Origin of the sequence: Flavobacterium sp. I-STPP5a (assembly GCF_009764685.1) — a bacterium.
Classification (GTDB): Bacteria; Bacteroidota; Bacteroidia; order Flavobacteriales; family Flavobacteriaceae; genus Flavobacterium.
The window spans coordinates 68,136-91,350 of sequence record NZ_VHLM01000023.1; the positions used below are offsets into that span (position 1 = coordinate 68,136).

Consider the following 23,215-nt stretch of genomic DNA (forward strand, 5'->3'; position numbering starts at 1 on the left):
AAGTACTAAAATAAAAAAATCCCGACGAGTCGGGATTTTAAAACTATAATAGAAAAAATTATTTCAATTTCTTTTTAACCGCAACTTCATGGTAAGATTCAATAACATCGCGCTCTTCGATATCATTATATCCTTTAATTTGAATACCACAATCGTATCCTTTGGCTACATCTCTAACGTCATCTTTAAAACGTTTAAGAGCTAATAACTCTCCAGTGAACACAACTACACCATCACGAATAACACGCATTTTGGCATTCTTAACAATTTTACCATCCATAACCATACTACCGGCAATAGAACCAACTTTAGATATTTTGAAGATCTCTCTAATCTCAGCTGTACCAAGAATTTCTTCTTTCATTTCAGGAGCTAACATTCCTTCCATTGCATCTTTCAAGTCATCGATAGCCGCATAGATAATAGAGTAATAACGGATATCTATTTCTTCTTTATCTGCTAATTGTCTTGCGTTTCCAGCTGGACGAACATTAAATCCAATAATAATTGCATCTGAAGCAGAAGCCAACATTACGTCAGTTTCTGTAATTGCTCCAACACCTTTATGGATGATATTGATTTGTATTTCTTCAGTAGATAATTTAGAGAACGAATCAGACAATGCTTCAACAGATCCATCAACATCTCCCTTAAGGATAATGTTCAATTCTTTAAATTGACCCAATGCTATTCTACGTCCAATTTCGTCTAATGTAATATGACGCTGAGTACGTACTGACTGCTCACGCATCAATTGAGAACGTTTTGAAGCAATTTGTTTCGCTTCTTTTTCATCTTCAAAAATATTGAACTTATCACCCGCTGTTGCAGCTCCATCAAGACCAAGAACTGAAACCGGAGTCGAAGGACCCGCAACAGTTACAATGTTCCCTCTTTCGTCATGCATAGCTTTAATTTTACCATGATGCTTACCAGCCAACATATAATCTCCAATTTTCAACGTTCCGTTTTGAACTAAAATTGTAGAAACATATCCTTTTCCTTTGTCCAAGAAAGCCTCAACAACAGTTCCTTGTGCCGCTTTGTTTGGATTTGACTTTAAATCTAAAAGTTCTGCTTCAAGCAATACTTTTTCTAATAATTCTTTAACACCTGTTCCTACTTTCGCAGAAATATCATGTGATTGAATTTTTCCACCCCAATCTTCAACAAGTAAATTCATACCTGCTAATCTTTCTTTTACTTTCTCAGGATTAGCATTTGGCTTATCAATTTTATTGATAGCAAATATAATAGGAACCCCAGCTGCTTGAGCATGGCTAATTGCCTCTTTAGTTTGCGGCATGATATCATCATCAGCAGCAATCACAATAATAGCAATATCGGTAACTTGAGCACCACGCGCACGCATCGCAGTAAACGCTTCGTGACCAGGTGTATCTAAGAATGCAATTTTTTGTCCGTTATCCAAAGTTACTCCGTAGGCACCAATATGTTGTGTAATTCCTCCAGATTCACCTGCAATTACGTTTTCTTTACGAATGTAATCCAGTAACGATGTCTTACCGTGATCGACGTGACCCATTACCGTTACGATTGGCGCTCTAAAAACTAAATCTTCTTCTCTGTCTTCAACAACCTGAATTGCTTCTTCGATATCAACAGTGATAAATTCAACTTCATAACCAAATTCATCAGCAACAATAGTCAACGTTTCTGCATCAAGACGTTGATTCATGGTAACCATGATTCCAAGTGACATACACGTACCAATAACTTTGGTAATTGGCACATCCATCATGATTGCAATTTCACCTACAGTAACAAATTCAGTAACTTTAATAGTTTTACTTCCTTCATCTAAAGCTCTTTGCTCATCATCAGATTTCTGACGGTGTGTATCCCTTTTATCTCTTCTGTATTTAGCAGCTTTAGATTTACCACCTTTACCTTGCAGTTTTTCTAAAGTTTCTCTAATTTGATTTTTAACTTCTTCTTCTGTTGGCTCCACTTTTGCAACAATTGCAGGTCTGTTTCCTTTTACGAAACCAGGTCTTGCACTTCTATTTGCATTAAATCCTCCACCACCAGTATTAGGAGTTATTTTATTTGGATTAGGAGCACCTGGAACAGCAGGAGGCCTTGGCGCGCCTGGTTTAGGAGCTATCCTTTTACGTTTATTCTTATTTGCATTAGCTGCCGCAGAACCTGGAGCACCTGGTTTATTAGGCGTAATCTTTGGTTCTTCTTTTTTCTTTTTAGGCTTATTAAATTGCGATAAATCAATAATTTGACCAGTTAATGTAGTACCAGATAACTTTTGATATTGAGTAGTAATCGTTTCATCAGCAGACACCTCTTCAGATTTAACCGGCTCTACTTTTTCAACTGCTTTAGGGGCTTCGGGTATTACAGCCACAGCTTCTTTTACCATTTCTTTAGGAGTAATTACTGGCTTAGATTCTTTAACATCTGAAGTAGCTTTATTATCCAAAGTTTTCGGGACAATTTTATTTTCTGCTGGTGTAATCTTTGCAGCAGGAACTTCAACACTTTTAGGAGCAAGTTCTACTTTTGGCACCTCTTTTACCAGGGGAACAATCGCAGCTTTTTTTGGATTTAAATCAATCTTACCTACCTGAACAGGTCCAGATATTACCGCTCTTGCTTTGATAACTTCCTGTTGTTTTGCTCGCTCTTCATCAAGTTTACGTTTATCCTCGATTTCTTTTTCTCTCTCTAAACGTAATGCTTCCTTCTCTTTTCTTTTCTCTTCTCCCACTTCTTTAGAAGCTTCTTTATTCCCTTTGTCACCAGCAAATTGACCGCACAAAACATTGTATATATCGTCAGAAATTTTTGCGTTTGGATTTGCATCTATTGCAATTCCCTTATCTTTTAGATAATCCACAGCTCTTTCCAAAGAAATATTCAATTCCCTTAAAACTTTGTTTATTCTAATAATTCTCTCTTCAGACATAAAACCTTTTTATTTTTACCTTTTTTGTTATTCCTCACTTTACTTCTATTCGATACCTACCGAGCTAGATTACTTGTAAAATGGCATGTTTATAGTTGAAGACTCATTGACTAACTGTCAAATTCCTCTTTTAATATTCTCATAACATCTAAAATTGTTTCCTCTTCTAGATCTGTTCTTCTTACTAAGTCATCAACATCTTGACTCAAAATACTTTTTGCAGTATCCAGACCAATTTTTGCGAATTCCTCAATAACCCAACCCTCAATTTCATCAGAGAATTCAGTTAACTCAACGTCATCTTCATCAGCAGTAGCTCCTGCTACATCACCCTCACGAATCACGTCTAATTCATAGCCCGTTAACAAACCAGCTAATTTAATATTGTGTCCTCCACGACCAATAGCCTTAGAAACTTCTTCAAGCTTCAAGAAAACCTCGGCTCTTTTGGTATCTTCATTAATTTTAATCGAAGAAACTTTTGCTGGACTTAAAGCACGTGTAATTAACAACTGAATATTACTAGTATAATTAATAACGTCAATATTTTCATTTCCTAGTTCACGCACAATTCCATGAATCCTAGATCCTTTCATTCCCACACAAGCACCTACAGGATCTATTCTATCATCATAAGAATCTACAGCTACCTTCGCCTTTTCGCCAGGAATTCTTACCACTTTTTTAACCAAAATCAAACCATCAAAAACTTCAGGGATTTCTTGCTCAAATAATTTTTCAAGAAACTTTTCTGAAGTTCTAGACATAATTATTTGCGGCTTATTCCCTTTCAATTCAACGCTTTCTATAATCCCTCTAACGTTATCACCCTTACGGAAAAAATCAGATGGGATTTGTTTTTCTTTAGGCAATACAATTTCATTTCCTTCATCGTCAACAAGTATCACAACCCTAGGACGCACATGGTGTACCTCTGCTGTATAAATATCTCCTATTAAATCTTTAAATTGCTTGTAAAGATTCGTATTGTCGTGTTCATGTATTTTTGAGATCAAGTTTTGGCGCAAAGCAAGAATAGCTCTACGTCCTAAATCAATAAGTTTCACCTCTTCAGATACTTCCTCACCAATTTCAAAATCCGGCTCTATTTGCCTAGCTTCTGTTAACGTAATTTCAAGGTGATCAAAGTCTAAATCTTCATCCGCAACGATTACTCTTCTCTGCCATATCTCCATATCTCCTTTATCAGGATTTATAATAATGTCAAAATTATCATCTGAACCGTACTTTTTCTTCAATGCATTTCTAAATACATCTTCTAAAATTGCCATAAGCGTTACACGATCAATGAGTTTATCATCTTTAAACTCTGAAAATGAATCGATTAATGCTAAATTTTCCATGCGAATTCTTTAATTAAAATGTTACTGTAACAATTGCTTCTTTTATATCTACGTACGAAATTTTCAATTCCTTTTGAACTGTCTCTTTCCCCTTACCTATTTTCTTTGGCTCTCTTGCTTTCCAAGACAAAATTACAAAATCATCATTAGCATCTATTAATTCCGCTTCAATAATTTCCGAATTTGCCTTAACAATCAAGGTTCTACCAATATTTTTCTTGTATTGTCTTACCTGTTTTAAGGCTGACCCTACACCTACTGATGCTACTTCAAGAGAATAGTCTTGCTCTTCCCTATCTAGCTTGCTATCAATAAATTTACTCACATCAATACAATCTTGAAGCGCTACTCCATGATCACCATCTAAGGCTATGATTACTTTGAAAGCATCTGTAACCACTAGGTCAATTAGGAAAATCGAAGGCTTTTCTGCTAGGCAGTCGCTCAAAACTATATGTAAATTTTCTTTAAATGTCATATTTTTATAAAAAGAGGGGACAATCCGTCCCCTCATTATCTAGTTTTTAATAAATAACGGTGCAAATATAGTGTTTTTTTACAAATTAAAATAATTGACTGCTTTAAAAATAATTCTTATCTTTATTATTAAGTTAAAACAACTTGTTGATTCCCATAATTTAACACTTTCATAATTATGAAACATATTTTAGTCCCAACTGATTTTTCTGAACAAGCTGAATACGCACTAAGAGCCGCAGCTCTTCTTGCTAAAAAAAACAATGCTTCTATTTATCTCTTACATTTATTAGAACTTCCCAGCCAAATGAGCGATGCGGTTTCGAGTGGGAAAAGCATTCCTGAAGTGATTTTATTTATTCGAAAGGCAAATGAAAGACTTGAAGACCTAAAATCACAATCTTACCTACAAGACATTCTAGTAGAGAGTAGCGTCCAGTTAGAAAAAGCGTTTTCTGGAATTTTATCATTCAATGAAACCAACGAAATTGATTTAATCATTATGGGCTCACACGGAACACTTATTCATAGGCTCCAATACCGAAAAAGTAGTTCGCTTGTCCAAAGCCCCTGTTTTAGTAATAAAAAAAGACCCCGAAGACTTCCAATTAGAAAAGATAGTATTTGCATCTGATTTTTCGAAAGAAACAAAAAAACCATTCAAGAGCTTATTGAAATTTAGCCAAGAAACCAATGCAAAATTACTTTTAGTCATGATAAACACGCCAAACAGCTTCAAAACAACCCAAAAGAGTGATGAAATTATGCGAAAATTTCTTAAAAAATATGATTTAAAAAACTACTCAACCCATGTACACAATGACACCAATATTGAAAAGGGCATTACTAATTTTGCTGAATCCCAAGGCGCTGACCTCATAAGCATTTGCACACATGGAAGAACGAGATTGTCACATTTTTTCAATAGCAGCATAAGCCAAGGTTTGATAAATCACGAATCACGACCAGTTCTTACCTTCAGGATTTAAAAAAAAAAAAAAAAATACTGTAAAACAAAAAAACCTCTCAAATGAGAGGTTTTTTTTATGTTGGTCTACTAGGACTCGAACCTAGAAAGACTGCACCAAAAACAGTTGTGTTACCATTACACCATAGACCAGTAAATTTGCTTTGCTGTATTATTGCTTAGCGAGTGCAAATTTATACTATTTTTTAGTTTGCACAAATTTTTTTTGCATTTTTATTGAAAAAAAATAAATTATTTTAAAAAAAAGATCCTGATTTGCGTGCAAAATACTGATTATAAATTGCTTATAAGTTATATGTAGTTTTACAGAAAATAATGTTAATGCTATGTGGGTTAAACAAAAAAACATTTTCTTTGTAACTTAAATAATATAATACCTTATACATGGATAAAACAGCATTCAATTTCAATAAATGGAATACAATCATAGGTTGGATTACTTTTGGGATAGCATTGATCACTTATACTTTAACCGTTGAGCCCACCATGAGTTTTTGGGATTGCGGGGAATACATAGCCACAGCTGCAAAATTAGAAGTTGGTCACCCACCAGGTGCTCCTTTATACCAAATGATTGGAGCCTTTTTTGCCATGTTTGCTTTAGACAATACTAAGATTGCATTGATGGTCAATATGGTATCTGTTTTTTCAAGTGCCTTTACTATTTTATTTATGTTCTGGTCTTCATCAATGATTTTAAGAAAAATCGTTGGTCGATTTGTATCTACAACTGCATTAAACAAAAATAATGATGTTGTTATTTTAGGAAGTTCATTTGTAGGAGCATTAGCGTACACTTTCTCAGATAGTTTTTGGTACAATGCCGTAGAGGCCGAAGTGTATGCAATGGCTTCACTTTTAATTGCATTATTGTTTTGGCTTGGTTTGCGTTGGGAACAAGACATGGATAAACCAAGAGGTAATAAATGGTTACTCATTATTTCACTAGTAGTAGGACTTTCTTTTGGTGTACACTTTATGGCTTTATTAACCATTCCTGCAATTGGTTTTTTATATTTCTTTAAAAATTACGAAAAAGTAACTGTTAAAAGTTTTATCATTGCGAATGTCGTAGTGATTTCTATTTTGTTATTTATTTTTAAATTGCTACTGCCACTTACCATGGCTTTCTTTGGTAAAACCGAAGTGTTTATGGTTAATAGCTTAGGGTTGCCCTTTGACTCTGGGACATTGTTTGTAGCCTTGTTAATAGCTGTTTTGTTTTATTTTAGTTTGCAATACACCAAGAAAAAAGAACTAATTACATATAACACTCTATTGCTTTGTGTACTTTTCATCCTAATTGGTTTTTCTACTTGGATGATGTTACCTATTCGTGCGAATGCAAATACGGTAATTAATGAAAACAAACCATCGGATGCTCGCGAAGTTCTTGCCTATTATAACAGAGAGCAGTATGGCGTGAATCCTCTTTTTTACGGTCCTCAATACACTGAAAATTTTGCTGGTCTAGACAAAGACAATCCGTACTTGGACAAAGCACCAAATTATGAGCGTGATTACAAAACTGGTAAATACGTTATTGTAAACAATTTCAAAAACGCAGATCAAAATTCCGACAACAATCATAAAACCATCTTGCCAAGAATGTGGAGCGCTGAGCATATTGAGAATTATATGAATTTTACTAATCCTCCAGCGTTTAGACTAAATCCTGATTATCCTTATGAAGAAGATCTTGCAAAATACGGCATTGACCCTAGCCAATTAAGCGAAGAAGATTATAACAAAGCAATAGCGCAACTAAAGAGTGAAACAGAAAAAATTGTAAACGAGTTTAGACAAGCGTATGCACAACAACAAATTGACAATGAAGGATATGTTAAATTCTTAAAAAGTTATGGCGACTATTTATTAATTGAAAAACCTACCACAGCAGACAATTTAGGCTTTATGGTTGAATACCAATTTGGCTATATGTACTGGAGGTATTTAATGTGGAATTTTGTAGGGAGACAAAACGATGTTCAAGGAAGATATGATTATCTTGATGGAAACTGGTTGAGTGGTATTTCATTTATTGATGAATTACATTTAGGAAGTCAAGAAAACTTACCTTCAGATGTGACAAACAACAAAGGTAGAAACGTATATTTCTTTTTACCTTTTATTCTAGGACTTATTGGTTTAATGTATCACGCCAATAAAGATTTAAAAAGTTTTTACGTTCTACTTGCCTTATTTCTTTTTACAGGAATTGCATTGAAAATATACCTCAACGAAAGACCATTTGAACCACGAGAACGAGATTATGCTCTTGTAGGATCGTTTTATGTGTTTGCTATCTGGATTGGTTTTGGTGTATATGCATTATATGAGAGCGCTCAAAAATATTTAGCCCCAAAAATTGCTGGCCCAATAATGATTAGTACTTGTTTACTTGCAGCTCCCGTTTTAATGGCATCTCAAAACTGGGATGATCATGACCGTTCAGGCAAATCTACTGCTGTAGCTATGGCAAAAGCATACTTAACATCATGCGATCCTAATGCTATTTTATTCACCATTGGGGATAACGACACTTTCCCTTTGTGGTATGCCCAAGAAATTGAAGGTGTAAGAACTGACATTAAAATTGTAAATACTAGTTTGTTCATGACCGATTGGTATATTGATCAAATGAAAACCAAAACATACGAATCAGATGCTTTGCCGATTTCATTTACGCATGATCAATACGTGGGTGACAAATTAGACTATGTGGCATTTATCCCTAAAATAGACACCCGTTGGGACATTAAAGATTTGATTGATTTTATTAAAAATCCAAAATCAACAGTTGAAATGCAAAACGGACAAACGATTCATTTTTATCCAACAAACAAAATCAGAATCCCAGTTGATAAAAATACAATTATCAAAAATAAAGTTGTTTCGGCGCAATACTTTGACTCAATAGTTCCATACATTGACATTGATGTTAGCAAAAATGCCTTGTACAAAAACCGATTGATGATGCTAGATATAGTTGCAAATAACAACTGGAAACGCCCTATCTATTTTAGTGGCGGTGCATTTGATAACGAAGATTACATTTGGATGAAAGAGTATCTTCAACTAGAAGGAATGGTATACAAACTGGTTCCTGTTAAAACTACTTTACCTAAAGATGCTAGCCCACTAGACATGGGACAATTGGATTCAGATAAAATGTATGATATTGTTATGAAATGGGAATGGGGTAACGGAGAAAGTACTACAATTTATCATGATCCTGAAACTAGACGCAACAGCATCAACTACAGATCATACCTTTCTAGATTGATGAACCAACTCATTAAGGAAGGCAAAACCGATAAGGCAAAGAAAGTTATAGATCTCGCAATGACTAAACTTCCAATAGAATACTTTGGTTACTACTCCCTTGTGGAGCCATTTGCAGATGGATATTATAAAACAGGTGAGAAAGCTAAAGCTCAACAATTATTGGATAAACTAACCCAGAAATACCGTGAAAATCTTAATTATTATGGAGGTTTAAAAGCTAGTGAGCAGTCAAGCATTGTGATTCCTATTGTTACAGATATTGAGCGCTATAGAAGCTTGCTTAAAGTAATGAAAGAGAATAATGACTTAGAGTTCTACAACAAGCACAGAGCTACATTTAATACCTACATAAAAATGTTTGAACGTTTTGAACGTGATAGAGAATAAATAAAATAGCATTTAAAATAGCGGCAATCATGTCGCTATTTTTTTTAACTTTCTTTGAGATGAAATTGTACTGGGTCAAAACTAATAAACTAATTAAGACACTGTTCTCAAAATGGATTTGGGACATTCCAAACACAAAAAAAGTGGTTTATCTCACTTTTGATGATGGTCCCACACCCGAAGTGACATCATGGATATTGGATGAATTGAACAAATACAATTTTAAAGCTACCTTTTTTTGTATAGGTGATAACATTCGTAAATATCCCGTAATATTTAAAAAAATTATAAGTGAAGGCCATGCTGTAGGGAATCATACCTTCAATCATTTAAACGGATGGAAGACATCAACGCAAAACTACATTGACAACACGGAGCTTTGTCAAGAAATAATAGACAAGAATATGCAATACAATTCTGATTCTAAAATTTTTCGTCCGCCTTACGGCAAAATAAAAAAAGCTCAGTCTAGAGCTTTATTAAAAATGGGATATAAAATATTTATGTGGGATGTTTTAAGCGCCGATTTTGATGGAAAGATAACCAATGAAGAATGCTTGAACAATGTAATTATGAACTTGCAGCCAGGGAGTATTATTGTTTTTCATGACAGTATAAAAGCTTTTGAAAAACTAAAATACGTGTTACCCGCAACCTTACAATATTTACAAGATAACAACTATGAAACGAAAGTTATAGGTAATGATAATTAATACTGTCCTTGAACAATACTAATAAGAGTATTTGCATCGAGCTCTCCAGATTGTCTCCAAATCATTTGGCCTTGCTTATAAAGCATCAATGTTGGGAGTCCTTTAATGCGAAGTGCATTGGCTAATTCTTGGTTTTTATCAACGTCTATCCTTATAACCTTAGCTTTATCACCAAGAGCAGCTGCTACATCTCTAATAACGGGATGCATGGCTACCGAAGATTCATTCCAATCCGTATAAAAATCAATTAATACGGGCACTTGAGTATGTAAAAGTTCTCCAAATTTTGACATAAACCTTAATATTTAGTTTTCTAAATGTAATACAAGAGATTGATAATATACAAATGTAACATTTTTAACGAATTATGCCACATTAGGGGCTTTTTTTAGTTCAATTACTGTTATTTCTGGCATGATTCCTACTCTACCAGGATAGGCATGAAAACCAAAACCTCTGTTTACATAAATATAGCGTCCCACGTTTTCATACAAACCAGCCCATTGTTCGTAAACATATTGCACTAAACTCCATTTGAAATAGCCTGGAATTTCAATACCAAATTGCATGCCATGAGTATGACCAGAAAGCGTAAGTTGAAAATGTCTTTTATCGTGCTGAACTACTTTGTTCCAATGTGAAGGATCATGGCTCATTAATATTTTAAAATCTTGTTTTTCTAACAAGCCTGATGCCTTATCTAAATCTCCTGCTTGTTTAAAATTGTGTCCCCAGTTTTCTACCCCTACAAGAGCTATTTGATCATTGCCTTTCTTTATAAAAGTATGCTCATTAAGCAATAAGTTAAAGTCTATTTGTCCGTAAAGCTTTTTTATATTCTCAAAGTTCTCCTCTTTTTCTTGCTCGGTTTTCCAAGTTACATATTCCCCATAATCATGATTCCCTAATACAGCATATTTTCCGTACTCGTGTTTATTGATATTGTTAAACGTTTCTATCCAAGGATGCATTTCTTTGGCATGCGTATTTACAATATCACCCGTAAACAATATTAAATCAGAACCTTGCTCATTGATCAAATCAATTGCGTGTTGTATTTTATCTGGATTGTCAAAACTACCACTATGAACATCTGATATTTGTGTAATTGTAAATCCATCAAAAGCATCTGGTAAATCCGGAAAAAAAATACGCTGCTTGATTACTTTATAATTGTACTTACCAACTGTAATACCATATATAAGTGATAAAAAAGGAACAGCAGCAAGACCCAATCCTATTTGACTTATAAATTTTCTTCTTGAGTTAAAAAAATCTTTGCTTTCATCATAATTAGAAAAATAATTTAAGGTCCCTACACACAAACGATACAAATCTTCTCCTAAAAGTAGTATTGTAAAAACAAACTTAGGAAGGTAAACTAATAGCAACAAGGCCATAGTAAACATTGTTTTTTGTGTTTGACCTACACTCCTATCAAACTGCATTAAGGAGTAAACAATATAAACTGATAAAGCAACACTTGCAATTTGAATACTATATAAAAAAGACTTATTTTTAATAATGGTTTTAAAAACTTGGAACGTGTAGATTTCTAAAACCAAAAGAAACAAACACAATATAACTACACGAAAGATCATCACCAATAATTTTTAAGCAAAATAACAAAAGAAAAAAGCAAACAAGACTTGTATTAAATAAAATTTAACGGTTGATCATACTTTCAATTCATAAAAAACCCCAAATAACACTTTGGGGCTGAAGAAAAAGTTTGAAAAGAAATAATATTACTTTATTACAAGTGTCATGTTAGGAGTAATAATATTATCTGAAGTTAATGTTGACGTATAACGCTGTGCATATATTTCAACATAATCATTAGTATTCATTTCAATCAAAGCATTTAATGGTAATACCACAATATCACTTGCAACAGTTCCGCGTCCGTAGATCTTATATTTAGAAACTGGCGTACCATTGAGCGCAACATAAATTATATAAGTGCCAGGATTAGTCACTTGAAAAGAAATAGACCCTGTAACTTGAAAAAAACGTTTCTTTTTTCCTAAATATTGTAATCTATTGTTTTGAGCCCCAGTAGAGAATCGATACAAATTAGATGAAGTAGAAACTCCCTGAACTTTTACTGTGTTACTAGGGTTTGAGGTATTAAAGGTAGTCCCCGCACCTGAGCCTACAGCATAATCTACAGAGAATTCACCTACTGCACTAGCATCAGTTTCAGTTGGGATACCCGCACAACGCACATTCCAACTGTTGTTGAAGTTATATCCTGGATAAGTGCCAGTTGTATATCCATTTACATACTTTCCTGTAGAAAGGGTGCCAGTAAAAACAACCGTTTCCATTACTGCATCGCCAGTGATTGTTAGCGAAGGATCAGATACATCAACCCCAATAGCAGCAAGATTTACCTCAGAAAAGCCTCCTTGTTTTTCAATTAGGGAGAAAGTACCGGTAAATTTCTCATATGTTCCCAAATTATTTCCAAACCATCCCGCATTACTAATTAACACTCTAGAAATATTATCATAAACAATTCCTGTAGTATTACCAGCATACTGTACTATGCTAACAAATACAAGACCAAATCCTGATATTGACCCTACATTAGAACACCCAAGTACAAGTGCATCTCTAAAAATTAGCGTTTGGGCAGCTGTGCCACTTAGGTTAAAAACTTTACCACCGCCAGTAACCTGAATGGTAACGTTCCTTATACTTCCGCCTATAGCGCCATCAAAAAGGTTACCAGAAGTCCTAATTAGTTTATCATCTGCTGAATCCTCACCTGAAATATAAGCCCCATTTAAATCTATTGGTAGATCTAAAGTTACAGATCCATTTATTTCATAATAGGTATTTGGGTCCAATACATATTTGGCATTTGATCCTGCGGTTTTTTCAGCAGCTAAAACTGTTGCAAGTACATCGCTCGATTTAATGAGTTTAAATTTTGATCGTCCTGTTGTAGCACTACTGACCTGGTTCCATGAAGTTATCCCTTGATTGTAATGATAAAATGATTTAAGATCAGTATCATAAACCATTAATCCATCGGCTGGAGATGCAATTGCTAAACGTTGTGTGGTAGTCATCCTTGGCGTAAGCATTCCTTGAGTAGTTGATGAAACGTCAAGAACCGAACTTGAATGAGGTGTTGTTGTACCTACACCTACTTGTGCAAAAGTATTTGCAGATATTATTAAGAAAAAGAATAAAACAACTTGTGACACTCTTTTTGGAAAATAATTTTTTCTCATGACAAAATGTATTAAAATATTAAAAATTACAACTCCTTTTGATTTTAAACCTGTTGTAAATATAAAACAAATTATCGTTTAAATACATATTTAATCGATAAAATACATGATTTTATTCATAAATGATATTTTTTCTTACTTTATGTAGTTCGTGATTTAATCTTAAAAGATATTTAACTTTAAATATTATCACTTCAATTTCATAAAACACAAATCCATAAAAATTAAAAAGCTAAGGTTCATACTCATTCAAGTTTTGTACTTTTGAACTTTTCAAATAATATATTATGTCTCAACAAAAACGTCTATTCTTACTTGATGCCTATGCATTAATATTTCGTGGCTATTATGCTTTTATCAAAAACCCACGTATTAACTCAAAAGGTATGGACACATCAGCCATTATGGGTTTTATGAATTCATTGATGGATGTTATAAAACGTGAAAAACCAGATCACCTTGCTGTAGCATTTGATAAAGGCGGAAGCGATTTAAGAAATGACCTCTTTCCTGAGTATAAAGCAAATAGAGACGCTACACCAGAAGCGATAAAAATTGCGGTTCCTTACATTCAAGAATTACTCAAGGCCATGCACATACCTATTATTGAAGTAAGCGGTTATGAAGCCGATGATTTAATAGGAACAATTGCTAAGCAAGCTGAAAAAGAAAATTACAAGGTCTTTATGGTAACACCCGATAAGGATTTTGCACAACTAGTATCTGAAAACATTTTTATGTACAAACCAGCCCGAATGGGTAATGGTATTGAAATTTGGGGTGTCCCAGAAGTACTAGCAAAATTTGAAATTGAAAGACCTGAACAGGTTATTGATTTTCTAGGCATGATGGGAGATACTGCAGATAACATTCCTGGTTTGCCTGGCGTAGGAGAAGTGACCGCAAAGAAACTTTTGAAAGAATTTGGCAGTATGGAAAACCTTTTAGCAAATACAGATAAGCTGAAAGGAAAAATGAAAGAGAACATTGAAGCCAATAAAGAAAAAGGATTGTTATCTAAAACATTAGCGACCATATTACTGGATTGCCCTGTTGTCTTTAATGAAAATGACTATGAGCTTTCTAAACCTGATGTAGAAAAAACAGATGCCATATTCAATGAATTAGAGTTTAGAAGAATGGCCGAGCAATTTGATGCTATTTTTAAAAATCCATCTCCGCTTGCACAAAATAACGGAGCCGAAACAGATGCCAAACTGTATAAGAAGTCTACGAAAAATGAAGATCAATTTGATCTTTTTGGATCGAATGATCAAGACGCTACATCAGATGAGAATCGAAATCAATTTTACAGTACGCTAACAAACACTGAACATTCCTATCAAATTATTCAAGGTGATTTAGGTCTAAAATTGCTTTTAAACAACTTAAACAAACAAACCTCTGTATGTTTTGATACCGAAACTACTGGGCTTGATGCACTACATGCAGAACTAGTGGGAATTTCTTTTTCGTATGAAAAAGGGAAAGGATTTTATGTTCCGTTTCCAGAAAATCAAGAAGAAGCACAAGCTTTGATAGATAAATTCATTCCATTTTTCGAAAATGAGAACATTGAAAAAATTGGTCAGAATTTAAAATACGACTTGAAAATTTTATCTAATTATAAGGTAGAAGTAAAAGGAAAGTTATTTGACACCATGATTGCACATTATCTTATTAATCCTGATATGCGTCATAACATGGATATCTTATCCGAAACTTATTTAAAATATTCGCCACAATCTATCGAGGCTTTGATTGGAAAAAAAGGGAAGAATCAAAAATCAATGCGTGACGTAGCTCTCGAAGAAATAAAAGATTACGCCGTTGAAGATGCCGATGTAACTTGGCAACTTAAAAATATTTTCACCCAAGAACTAGAACAAACTGAAACTAAAAAACTTTTTGAAGAAATTGAAATCCCATTGGTAAAAGTACTTGCCGATATGGAAAAAGAAGGTATTCGGGTTGATGTAGATTTCCTTAAGTCGCTTTCTAAAACACTTGATGAGGATATCAAAATTTTAGAAGCAAGCATTTATGAAACTGCAGGTGAAAAATTCAATTTGGCATCACCTAAACAATTAGGAGATATTTTATTTGACAAATTAAAAATTGGCGGAGTTAAACAAAAGAAAACCAAAACAGGGCAATATGCTACCGGTGAGGAAATACTGAGTTATCTTGCCCCAGAAAATCAAATAGTAAAGGACATCTTGGAGTGGAGACAGTTAGTGAAATTGCAAAACACCTATGTAGATGCATTACCAAACCAAGTTGACGCCGTTACTAAACGCATCCATACAGACTATATGCAAACTGTAGCAGCTACTGGACGATTGAGTTCTAATAACCCTAATTTACAAAACATCCCAATACGTACGGAACGTGGTCGCCAAATTAGGAAAGCATTTGTTGCGAGAGATGAAAATCACACCCTAGTATCTGCCGATTATTCACAAATTGAATTGCGCGTCATTGCAGCTTTGTGTGGAGAAGAAAATATGATAAAAGCGTTTCAAAACAACGAAGACATTCATAAATCTACGGCATCAAAAGTATTTAACGTTCCGCTTGAAGAGGTAACTCGCGAACAAAGAAGTCATGCCAAAACCGTAAATTTCGGAATTGTTTATGGTGTATCAGCATTTGGACTAAGCAATCAAACTAGTTTGACCCGTAAAGAAAGTGCTGAATTGATTGAGGCTTATTACCAAACGTATCCAAAATTAAAAACGTATATACAAGAGCAAGTAGACTTTGCTAGAGATCATGGTTATGTACAAACCATTTTGGGACGTCGTAGGTATTTAAAAGATATCAACTCTCAAAACGCCATTGTTCGTAGTGGTGCAGAACGAAATGCCGTAAACGCTCCTATTCAAGGAAGTGCTGCCGATATTATCAAAATTGCAATGATCAACATTCATAAAAGGTTAAAAAGTGAAAACTGGAAAAGCAAAATGTTATTACAAGTTCATGATGAACTTGTGTTTGATGTGCATAATGGAGAGCTAGAAAAAATACAACCTATGATTAAACATGAAATGGAGAACGCCTTTCAACTTGTTGTGCCACTGGAAGTAGAAATTGGCACCGGAAAAGACTGGCTAGAAGCACATTAATAAAATATACCGCAAATAAAAAATCTCTAATTAAGCAATTAGAGATTTTTTTTTAGGTTTATAATGTACTATTCGTTTTTAAGGAACACTTAAAAATTATAATGATCTTTCTAAATTGCGACAGCTTTTTTATTGCTTAAAATTTTGTACAACCAAAAAGCTAATACACCCAATGGTTGTAAAACAATTAGCGAAAGAATAAGAAGCATTTTAGTTACTGAAGACACTGTTGTTAAGTTTATAACCGTATACAAGGAGTAAATCCAGAATACAAAATAAAAAACCACAAGAATCATAAAAAGAATTTCTACCATAATATTTTATATTTAAATTAGTTCCACCAACTACACGAACTAGAACAGGCCATTGTTACAGTTGTAACACAAACATGACCATCTATAGCACACGAAGTATCTGATCCAATAGCTTTACAATCACTATTACCGTCACTGATATATTCTTTTGTATCAATGCTAGCTCTCAATTTAGAGGCTGTTGCTGTCGCACCTATAGCTGATTCAAACTTTAAACAAGAACTTACCGATTTCCCAGCTATTAAGTTGGCAACTTTTTTTGTAGCATTAGAATTTAAGCGTTTAGCATTATTATCATAAAGCTCAATAAAAATTGAAACTAATTTGTTCAAAACATCATCATCTTCTTTACTTATAGATTGAAAAAATAAATCATCTAGTAAAAATACTTGATCTTTAACTTGAAAAGAAGCCTCGTTTTTAATATCATTTTTTATAAATCTATAAAACTTTCCATTTACATTTGTCTCTAATGCAACAGAATTTTTTGTCAATGTTATAAAATAATTATTTTTTAAGGTTTTATTTATAGTTGACAAATCATAACTTTCAGTAATTACCTTATATTTATTTGCTTCAAGTTTAGATAGTGAAATATTATAAATTGCATGGTTTGCTGCAAAGTTTGTTAAACTTGTTTTTTTGGAAAATTCATCAAGTCGATATTTACTAGAAATTATCTCCTCATCTTTATTAATTTCAGAAGTACAAGAAAACAAAAATGATAAACTTATAGCGATAGTAGTCGCTAATACAATAGTTATTTTATTTTTTTTCATTTTAAAATTAGTTTCTTTTTGAGTAATAAACAACCCCATTTATGGACGAAAACTTTAAGAATTTAGTTTAAGTTAATTTGTTCCGCCCCATTAATTTTACTTCCTCTTTACAACATCCTTGCAAGGCTGGCTTAATATTATTTTTTCTATATTATGCCAATGTTAATATCGATTTGTAAATCTTCATAAAAATCTAAAAATGATTCTTAAGAAATTCTATCTGCCAAAACTACAACTGAAGTTTAGCGAAGTTTTACACTTAAAATGTAAATAAAGTTAAATATCAAAAAATCCTCCATACAATTATTTCACACAGAATTAATTGCATTAATTGCTACAAAATCTAAATAATAAACTTTTAAGAATATCTAAAATATAAAAAAATAAAAATATTAACATTTTTTTAACAAATTTGAAATTTCAAAATGAAGAATAATTGATTGTCCGTTTTCCGTCATAATCCTGTAATACCAGCAATTACTAGCCTGTCGAATAGTTTTTCTTCAAAATATCTTCTATTAAGCTTATAAACAAACTCATTTAGATACAATTGAAGATATTTGCCTTTTATTTTATGGTAATTTCCAAGAAAATTGCGTTTTGCATTGCTAATTGCTATGTGAACCCATCTTAAAGTTTCTGTTGTAGTTTCTTTATTTGATTTTTCTTTTATGTGTATTTCAACATAGTCAGCAATATCAATATAAGAAGTGCTTTTGTCTGTAAAAAGAATACTTTTTTCAGAGATAGATGCTACAATCGTTTCATTTATTTGTTCAGAAGTATGATCCTTCAAAACTTTTGCTTTAAAATATCTACATTGATTTGATTTCTCTCCAGTTTCAATGTCTTCTAAAACAGTTGATTCGGCCATAATTCCCACGTTAGATTTTCCCACTGCGCCACGACCACGAATACCTTTTTCTTGCTCTATTTCTGATGATTCAACAGTGAAATATCCTTCGTCAAATTCTATCATTCCTTCTAAAGTATAACGTGCATCTCTATTACCCATTGCTTTTCGCAATTTATGAACCATTGCCCAAACTGGTTCGTATCGCTTTAGTCCAAGTTGTTTTTGAATTTCTTTACTTGAAAAACCTTTTTTAGTTGCAGTCATTAAAAACATGGTTTTGTACCAAATCAAAAATGATAAGTTGGAACTTTGCATTATTGTTCCGCTTCGTAAAGAAATTCTACTTCTACATTTCTTACATTCATAACTCCAAACACTTTTTATCCAAAAATGCTCTTTGCTTCCGCATTTACATTGAACACCTTGTTTGTCTCTTTCTTCTTTAAAATGAAGCCTACAAGATTCTTCACTGCCAAAATTTGCTGTAAAACTGAATAAATTCATTTGCTTTTTTTATCAAATATAATGGTTTTTTTTTAATTATGGGTAATTACGGACAATCAAAAATAGATTTGCTTACTCAATAAAACAAATAAAAATGAAAAAGATTATTTTATCAGCTGTTATGTTAGTAGCATTATCATTTACAGCACAAGCACAAGATATTTCAAAGAATGCTTTAGGTCTTCGTTTAGGGGATAACGACGGTTTTGGTGGAGAAATTTCATACCAAAGAGGTCTTGGTGACAACAACCGTTTAGAATTAGATTTAGGTTTTAGAAATAGTAATGATGTTGATGCTTTTAAACTTACAGGTATTTACCAATGGGTTTGGAATATTGACGGTGGTTTCAACTGGTATGCTGGTGTAGGTGGTGGATTAGGAAGCTGGGATAACAACAGATTTGATGTAAACGGAACTTATGCGTTTGTTGCTGGAGATTTAGGTATTGAATATAATTTCAAAGAAGCTCCAATTCAATTAGCTCTTGACATTAGACCCGAATTATACTTTTCAGATGATGATAATTTTAGAACTGATAGTTTTTCTCCAGATTTAGCGTTAAGTATCAGATACAGATTTTAATCAGCAGATTCATATAAAGAGGCTATTTATTCGTAAATAGCCTCTTTTTTTATTGAAAAATAATTTCTTTTTTTGAGTTAATCTTCACTACACAAAAAGGGTTTGTCATAGCTTGTGTAACCATTGCACCTGTATCTGGTGCAGTTTCCTTTACCTTAATTATAATTTGAGTAGGTGTTTCTAGTACGCTCTCAACGTGTATACTGTATCCACCACTTGATTTTTCACCCATATTCAGAATCACAAAATTTGAGTTTTGTACATCCGAGGGTTTAATACTATTTTTAAGATTTTCATCCTTTTGAAGCATCTTTATTTCATTTGGCTCTGATAAAATTTCAAAAAAACGAATTGACGCACCTCCGTATGACTGCTCTGTCAATACTTCATAAAGCTTTTTTGACGAGTCTGCTGTTTGCTTCCCTGCGGCGCAAGAAAACAAACATAACGCTATTGCACCCAATACTATTTTTTTCATTCTTAAAAATCAAATTATAATTAAAGCTATTTTTACTTGTATTTGTTTATTGCTTTTTGATATAAGGCTTCGTACAACGGTAAAATATTTTTAATATCAAACTGCTTGGCTACCTCAAAGGCATTTTCTTTAAACAATTCTAACGTTTTTTCGTCCTTCAATATTTTCAAAGCATTTAAAGCCATTTCATCTGTGTTTCCCACATCACTTAAATACCCCGAAACTCCATCAAAATTAACCTCGGCTAATCCACCAGAATTACTCGAAATAACAGGTACCTTGCATGCCATTGCTTCAAGTGCAGCAAGTCCAAAACTTTCCGTTTGTGAAGGCAACAAAAACAAATCTGTAAGACATAAAATCTTATCAATTTCATTACTATTACCAAAAAATATCACCTTGTCTTGAATTCCTAATTCTTGACATAAAAGCTCCGCTTTTTCTTTTTCAGGACCATCACCCACCATCATAAGTTTTGCTGGAATCTCTTTTTGAATGTTATAAAAAACTTTAATCACATCAGGAATTCGTTTTACTTTTCTAAAATTACTAATATGGGTGATTATTTTTTCGTTTTCTTTTGCCATTACTGATCTTTGACATGGAATGGCAGTATCCATTTTGTTTTTATCTAATTCTATAAAATTAGGAATAACCACAATCTCATTTTTAATATTAAATAATTTTAAAGTGTCATCCTTTAAACTATGAGAAACTGAGGTCACAAAATCAGATTTATTGATACTAAAAGTTACAGCAGGTTTATAAAAAGGATGATTACCTACAAGAGTTATATCAGTTCCATGCAGTGTAGTTACCATCGGAATATTAATTCCCTCATCCTTGAGCATTTGTTTTGCCATATAACCTGCATAAGCATGCGGAATAGCGTAATGTACATGCAACAGCTCTATTTGATGCAGTTTCACCATATCGACCAGTTTACTGGATAGCGCCAATTCATAAGGCTGATAGTGAAATAAGGCATATTCAGGCACATTAACCTCATGGTAATATACATTTGGACTTAGTAATGCTAGGCGCACTGGTTGTCTATAGGTAATAAAATGAATTTCGTGACCACGTCTCGCTAGTTCAAGACCAAGTTCTGTGGCAACTACGCCACTACCTCCAAAGGTAGGATAACAAACAATTGCAATTTTCATGAAGACTATTTAATACTACGAAAGTAAGTAAATTTGAATTGAGTTTGCTGAAATTAATGTTAATTACCATTCATTAGAGTAACTTAAACGAAAAAAAAAAGAGAAGAAGTTTAAAAAAATGAAAAACGAAATGTTCGCCAAAAAAAATTAAATAAGATTTATGAATTAAAGGTCTCTTTATTTTACACCTTCTATTTTTTTATACTTTTTCTTATTCAACCATTTATTAATCTTAAAAGTAGCAAAAGCAGATCCAGCACCAATAAGCGCACCTACCGCCACATCACTAGGATAATGAACTCCTAAATGCATTCTAGAATAACCTACACTACTTGCCCATAAAAAAGAAGGCACAATCACATACCATTCAGGATACGCCATACTTAACGAAGTTGCAGTAGAAAAAGCAATAGAGGTATGTCCTGAAGGAAAAGATTTTCCTGTTGATGATACAACAGGATCAATATCAGAATAAGTATCAAAAGGGCGGGCTCTATTAGCGGCTACTTTGAGCGCTTTTGTAATAAAAGCATTGACAAGAAATGTTTCGCCGATAAAAATAGCTTTATGTTTTAGTGTACTATCTTTCTTTATTAACCCAATAGAATAGATCAATACTGGAGTTGCAATACTGACTGGTAAGGCACTATTTGTAATATTGTTAAATTGAGAATCAAAACTTTGATTGCGTTCAACGTGTATAGCTCTTAAAACTTTTATATCAAGATTTTGAGAAAATAAGTTACTAAAACCCATCAAAAAAAAGAAACAATATAGAATTTCAGTTCTTACTTTCCGCATTCAAAATTTTTTAATATTTATTTCTAAAAACTATAATTCAGTAAAATATTCCTTTCTTAAAAAAAACGACTGTGCCAACTATCTAAGGCAGGAACTTCCCAAGATTCATTAAACTCTTCAATAGTGTTTACCAGGTTATTAAACACTACTGTATTTTCAGTTACCGCTTTATCTTTGACCATTTTTTTAAAATCAATTAGCGTTTTATGAGCAATGTGGTCTCCTAACTTAAAAGTCACATTCATTTTATCTAATAAATCAACCGTATATTTTTGTTCTAATGATTGTATAAACTCTACAGAAGCATCTATAGAACAACCCGTAGCTGCTTGTACTTCTTGATTTACAGCAATAATTACAAACCTATTATACTTTAAGAGATACGAAGATTCTAAACTCGTTCCATGGGCTGCCCATTGCTCTAAGAAAGACTGTAATAAAGTTTCTATTTCAGCAAATTCAATATCAGAGAATTTTCTATTAGATTGATAAATCCAAATTCTAGAATCTTCGGGTAAATTTTCAAAAGGAACGTACATATTTTTTTTGTTTGTAAAATTGAGAGCATTAAAAACTATTTACGTTGTAAATCAGTAATAATTTTAAAATACTTGAATTCATTTGTTGCTACATCAAAAAGTTCAATTTCAGTGTAACTCACTTTAACAGAATCTTTAGCTTTAAGTTCATTGTTAGTCAGCATTGACGCCGTTTCAAAGTAATCTAATAACAAAAAACTATAAACTCTACCGTTTTTATCTTTAAGTTGTAAAGAAATAAATTGATCTTTCTTAATAGCGGTAATTTGACCTTCAATAAACACATCAGCTGGTCCATCAGCGACAATTTCATCTTCACTTTCATCACCATTATCTTTCTGAGTAGATTTTCCTAACTCTAAAATAATTTCTGGGCAGTTGACTAGCATTTTAAGCGCTACTTTCTCGCCCATTTTTCGCATTCCATCTTTGTCATCAAACTGAATCTTATCCTCTTCCTTGAATTCATTTATGTGACTGGTATAACTTTGAATCATACACAACCCTACTTGAGTTTGCAACTCTTTCTTGTCTATTTTTTTATAATCTAATTTTTTAGATCCTAAGCAAGCGCAGGTTTCTTTGCCAATAACGTCATACATGTCTTGAGAATAAGCATTTGCACTAAGAATTGAAAGAAGTGCTATGATTACTTTTCTCATTT

Annotated in this window: 19 protein-coding genes and 1 tRNA gene; 6 read left to right on the forward strand and 14 right to left on the reverse strand. The window is 33.0% G+C overall.

Features of this window, described 5'->3' with window-relative positions; translation table 11 throughout:
* Positions 1-58: 58 nt before the first annotated feature.
* From infB to rimP, 3 genes are all read right to left on the reverse strand, one after another.
* Positions 59-2,941: a translation initiation factor IF-2 gene (gene infB / locus FJV36_RS05785; protein ID WP_158727835.1), complete on the reverse strand. Its 2,883-nt coding sequence runs from the start codon at positions 2,939-2,941 to the stop codon at positions 59-61.
* Between the two features lie 110 nt (positions 2,942-3,051).
* Positions 3,052-4,305 carry a transcription termination factor NusA gene (nusA, locus tag FJV36_RS05790; protein WP_158727836.1) on the reverse strand — a complete coding sequence of 418 codons (1,254 nt, stop codon included), beginning with the start codon at positions 4,303-4,305 and terminating at the stop codon, positions 3,052-3,054.
* A 13-nt stretch (positions 4,306-4,318) separates the two neighbouring features.
* Positions 4,319-4,783, reverse strand: a complete 465-nt coding sequence (rimP, locus tag FJV36_RS05795) for a ribosome assembly cofactor RimP (protein ID WP_158727837.1) — start codon at positions 4,781-4,783, stop codon at positions 4,319-4,321.
* Positions 4,784-4,960: 177 nt separating this feature from the next.
* On the opposite strand from rimP, the gene FJV36_RS16620 reads away from it, so the two are divergent.
* Entirely contained in the window at positions 4,961-5,416 is a 456-nt protein-coding gene (locus FJV36_RS16620; RefSeq protein WP_347753037.1) for a universal stress protein, read from the forward strand.
* A gap of 37 nt (positions 5,417-5,453) precedes the next feature.
* On the forward strand, positions 5,454-5,771 hold the full coding sequence (locus FJV36_RS16625; RefSeq protein ID WP_347753039.1) for a universal stress protein: 318 nt from the start codon (positions 5,454-5,456) through the stop codon (positions 5,769-5,771).
* A 60-nt stretch (positions 5,772-5,831) separates the two neighbouring features.
* On the opposite strand, the gene FJV36_RS05805 is transcribed toward FJV36_RS16625, so the two are convergent.
* A tRNA-Gln gene (locus tag FJV36_RS05805) sits at positions 5,832-5,902 on the reverse strand.
* 252 nt (positions 5,903-6,154) lie between these two features.
* Between FJV36_RS05805 and FJV36_RS05810 the strand changes: the two genes are divergently transcribed.
* Together FJV36_RS05810 and FJV36_RS05815 are read left to right on the forward strand one after the other, a co-directional pair.
* Entirely contained in the window at positions 6,155-9,445 is a 3,291-nt protein-coding gene (locus FJV36_RS05810; RefSeq protein WP_158727838.1) for a DUF2723 domain-containing protein, read from the forward strand.
* Positions 9,446-9,474: 29 nt separating this feature from the next.
* Positions 9,475-10,158 (forward strand): polysaccharide deacetylase family protein, encoded by a 684-nt coding sequence (locus FJV36_RS05815; RefSeq protein WP_347753041.1) that lies wholly within the window; start codon positions 9,475-9,477, stop codon positions 10,156-10,158.
* Here FJV36_RS05815 and FJV36_RS05820 read toward each other — a convergent pair.
* From FJV36_RS05820 to FJV36_RS05830, 3 genes are all read right to left on the reverse strand, one after another.
* Complete coding sequence (locus tag FJV36_RS05820; RefSeq protein ID WP_086454349.1) at positions 10,155-10,451, reverse strand: co-chaperone YbbN; 297 nt, start codon at positions 10,449-10,451, stop codon at positions 10,155-10,157. The genes FJV36_RS05815 and FJV36_RS05820 overlap by 4 nt on opposite strands.
* Before the next feature lie 72 nt (positions 10,452-10,523).
* Complete coding sequence (locus tag FJV36_RS05825; protein WP_158727839.1) at positions 10,524-11,759, reverse strand: metallophosphoesterase; 1,236 nt, start codon at positions 11,757-11,759, stop codon at positions 10,524-10,526.
* A 147-nt stretch (positions 11,760-11,906) separates the two neighbouring features.
* Positions 11,907-13,403 carry a hypothetical protein gene (locus FJV36_RS05830; RefSeq protein WP_158727840.1) on the reverse strand — a complete coding sequence of 499 codons (1,497 nt, stop codon included), beginning with the start codon at positions 13,401-13,403 and terminating at the stop codon, positions 11,907-11,909.
* Positions 13,404-13,690: 287 nt separating this feature from the next.
* On the opposite strand from FJV36_RS05830, the gene polA reads away from it, so the two are divergent.
* Positions 13,691-16,531 (forward strand): DNA polymerase I, encoded by a 2,841-nt coding sequence (polA, locus tag FJV36_RS05835; RefSeq protein ID WP_158727841.1) that lies wholly within the window; start codon positions 13,691-13,693, stop codon positions 16,529-16,531.
* Positions 16,532-16,862: 331 nt separating this feature from the next.
* On the opposite strand, the gene FJV36_RS05840 is transcribed toward polA, so the two are convergent.
* Together FJV36_RS05840 and FJV36_RS05845 are read right to left on the reverse strand one after the other, a co-directional pair.
* The gene (locus FJV36_RS05840) at positions 16,863-17,624 is read right to left on the reverse strand and encodes a hypothetical protein (RefSeq protein ID WP_158727842.1); all 762 of its coding nucleotides are present in this window, start codon (positions 17,622-17,624) and stop codon (positions 16,863-16,865) included.
* 454 nt (positions 17,625-18,078) lie between these two features.
* Positions 18,079-18,984 (reverse strand): IS1595 family transposase, encoded by a 906-nt coding sequence (locus tag FJV36_RS05845; protein WP_158728979.1) that lies wholly within the window; start codon positions 18,982-18,984, stop codon positions 18,079-18,081.
* A 94-nt stretch (positions 18,985-19,078) separates the two neighbouring features.
* On the opposite strand from FJV36_RS05845, the gene FJV36_RS05850 reads away from it, so the two are divergent.
* Positions 19,079-19,567, forward strand: coding sequence for a hypothetical protein (locus FJV36_RS05850; RefSeq protein WP_158728296.1), 489 nt, complete (start codon positions 19,079-19,081; stop codon positions 19,565-19,567).
* Between the two features lie 49 nt (positions 19,568-19,616).
* On the opposite strand, the gene FJV36_RS05855 is transcribed toward FJV36_RS05850, so the two are convergent.
* The 5 genes from FJV36_RS05855 to FJV36_RS05875 form a co-directional block, all read right to left on the reverse strand.
* The gene (locus FJV36_RS05855; RefSeq protein ID WP_158728297.1) at positions 19,617-20,045 is read right to left on the reverse strand and encodes a protease complex subunit PrcB family protein; all 429 of its coding nucleotides are present in this window, start codon (positions 20,043-20,045) and stop codon (positions 19,617-19,619) included.
* Between the two features lie 32 nt (positions 20,046-20,077).
* On the reverse strand, positions 20,078-21,211 hold the full coding sequence (gene bshA, locus FJV36_RS05860; protein ID WP_158728298.1) for an N-acetyl-alpha-D-glucosaminyl L-malate synthase BshA: 1,134 nt from the start codon (positions 21,209-21,211) through the stop codon (positions 20,078-20,080).
* A gap of 177 nt (positions 21,212-21,388) precedes the next feature.
* Entirely contained in the window at positions 21,389-22,012 is a 624-nt protein-coding gene (locus FJV36_RS05865) for a phosphatase PAP2 family protein (RefSeq protein WP_233264536.1), read from the reverse strand.
* Positions 22,013-22,068: 56 nt separating this feature from the next.
* Positions 22,069-22,551: an ABC transporter ATPase gene (locus FJV36_RS05870; protein ID WP_158728299.1), complete on the reverse strand. Its 483-nt coding sequence runs from the start codon at positions 22,549-22,551 to the stop codon at positions 22,069-22,071.
* A 35-nt stretch (positions 22,552-22,586) separates the two neighbouring features.
* Entirely contained in the window at positions 22,587-23,213 is a 627-nt protein-coding gene (locus tag FJV36_RS05875) for a hypothetical protein (protein WP_158728300.1), read from the reverse strand.
* Positions 23,214-23,215 lie beyond the last annotated feature (2 nt).

What these genes read in the sequence shown, in the direction of transcription:
- infB (WP_158727835.1), bottom strand. Translation starts at nt 2,941, where the DNA reads ATGTCTGAAGAGAGAATTATTAGAATAAACAAAGTTTTAAGGGAATTG.
- nusA (WP_158727836.1), bottom strand. Translation starts at nt 4,305, where the DNA reads ATGGAAAATTTAGCATTAATCGATTCATTTTCAGAGTTTAAAGATGAT.
- rimP (WP_158727837.1), bottom strand. Translation starts at nt 4,783, where the DNA reads ATGACATTTAAAGAAAATTTACATATAGTTTTGAGCGACTGCCTAGCA.
- FJV36_RS16620 (WP_347753037.1), top strand. Translation starts at nt 4,961, where the DNA reads ATGAAACATATTTTAGTCCCAACTGATTTTTCTGAACAAGCTGAATAC.
- FJV36_RS05810 (WP_158727838.1), top strand. Translation starts at nt 6,155, where the DNA reads ATGGATAAAACAGCATTCAATTTCAATAAATGGAATACAATCATAGGT.
- FJV36_RS05815 (WP_347753041.1), top strand. Translation starts at nt 9,475, where the DNA reads ATGTCGCTATTTTTTTTAACTTTCTTTGAGATGAAATTGTACTGGGTC.
- FJV36_RS05820 (WP_086454349.1), bottom strand. Translation starts at nt 10,451, where the DNA reads ATGTCAAAATTTGGAGAACTTTTACATACTCAAGTGCCCGTATTAATT.
- FJV36_RS05825 (WP_158727839.1), bottom strand. Translation starts at nt 11,759, where the DNA reads ATGATCTTTCGTGTAGTTATATTGTGTTTGTTTCTTTTGGTTTTAGAA.
- FJV36_RS05830 (WP_158727840.1), bottom strand. Translation starts at nt 13,403, where the DNA reads ATGAGAAAAAATTATTTTCCAAAAAGAGTGTCACAAGTTGTTTTATTC.
- polA (WP_158727841.1), top strand. Translation starts at nt 13,691, where the DNA reads ATGTCTCAACAAAAACGTCTATTCTTACTTGATGCCTATGCATTAATA.
- FJV36_RS05840 (WP_158727842.1), bottom strand. Translation starts at nt 17,624, where the DNA reads ATGAAAAAAAATAAAATAACTATTGTATTAGCGACTACTATCGCTATA.
- FJV36_RS05845 (WP_158728979.1), bottom strand. Translation starts at nt 18,984, where the DNA reads ATGAATTTATTCAGTTTTACAGCAAATTTTGGCAGTGAAGAATCTTGT.
- FJV36_RS05850 (WP_158728296.1), top strand. Translation starts at nt 19,079, where the DNA reads ATGAAAAAGATTATTTTATCAGCTGTTATGTTAGTAGCATTATCATTT.
- FJV36_RS05855 (WP_158728297.1), bottom strand. Translation starts at nt 20,045, where the DNA reads ATGAAAAAAATAGTATTGGGTGCAATAGCGTTATGTTTGTTTTCTTGC.
- bshA (WP_158728298.1), bottom strand. Translation starts at nt 21,211, where the DNA reads ATGAAAATTGCAATTGTTTGTTATCCTACCTTTGGAGGTAGTGGCGTA.
- FJV36_RS05865 (WP_233264536.1), bottom strand. Translation starts at nt 22,012, where the DNA reads ATGCGGAAAGTAAGAACTGAAATTCTATATTGTTTCTTTTTTTTGATG.
- FJV36_RS05870 (WP_158728299.1), bottom strand. Translation starts at nt 22,551, where the DNA reads ATGTACGTTCCTTTTGAAAATTTACCCGAAGATTCTAGAATTTGGATT.
- FJV36_RS05875 (WP_158728300.1), bottom strand. Translation starts at nt 23,213, where the DNA reads ATGAGAAAAGTAATCATAGCACTTCTTTCAATTCTTAGTGCAAATGCT.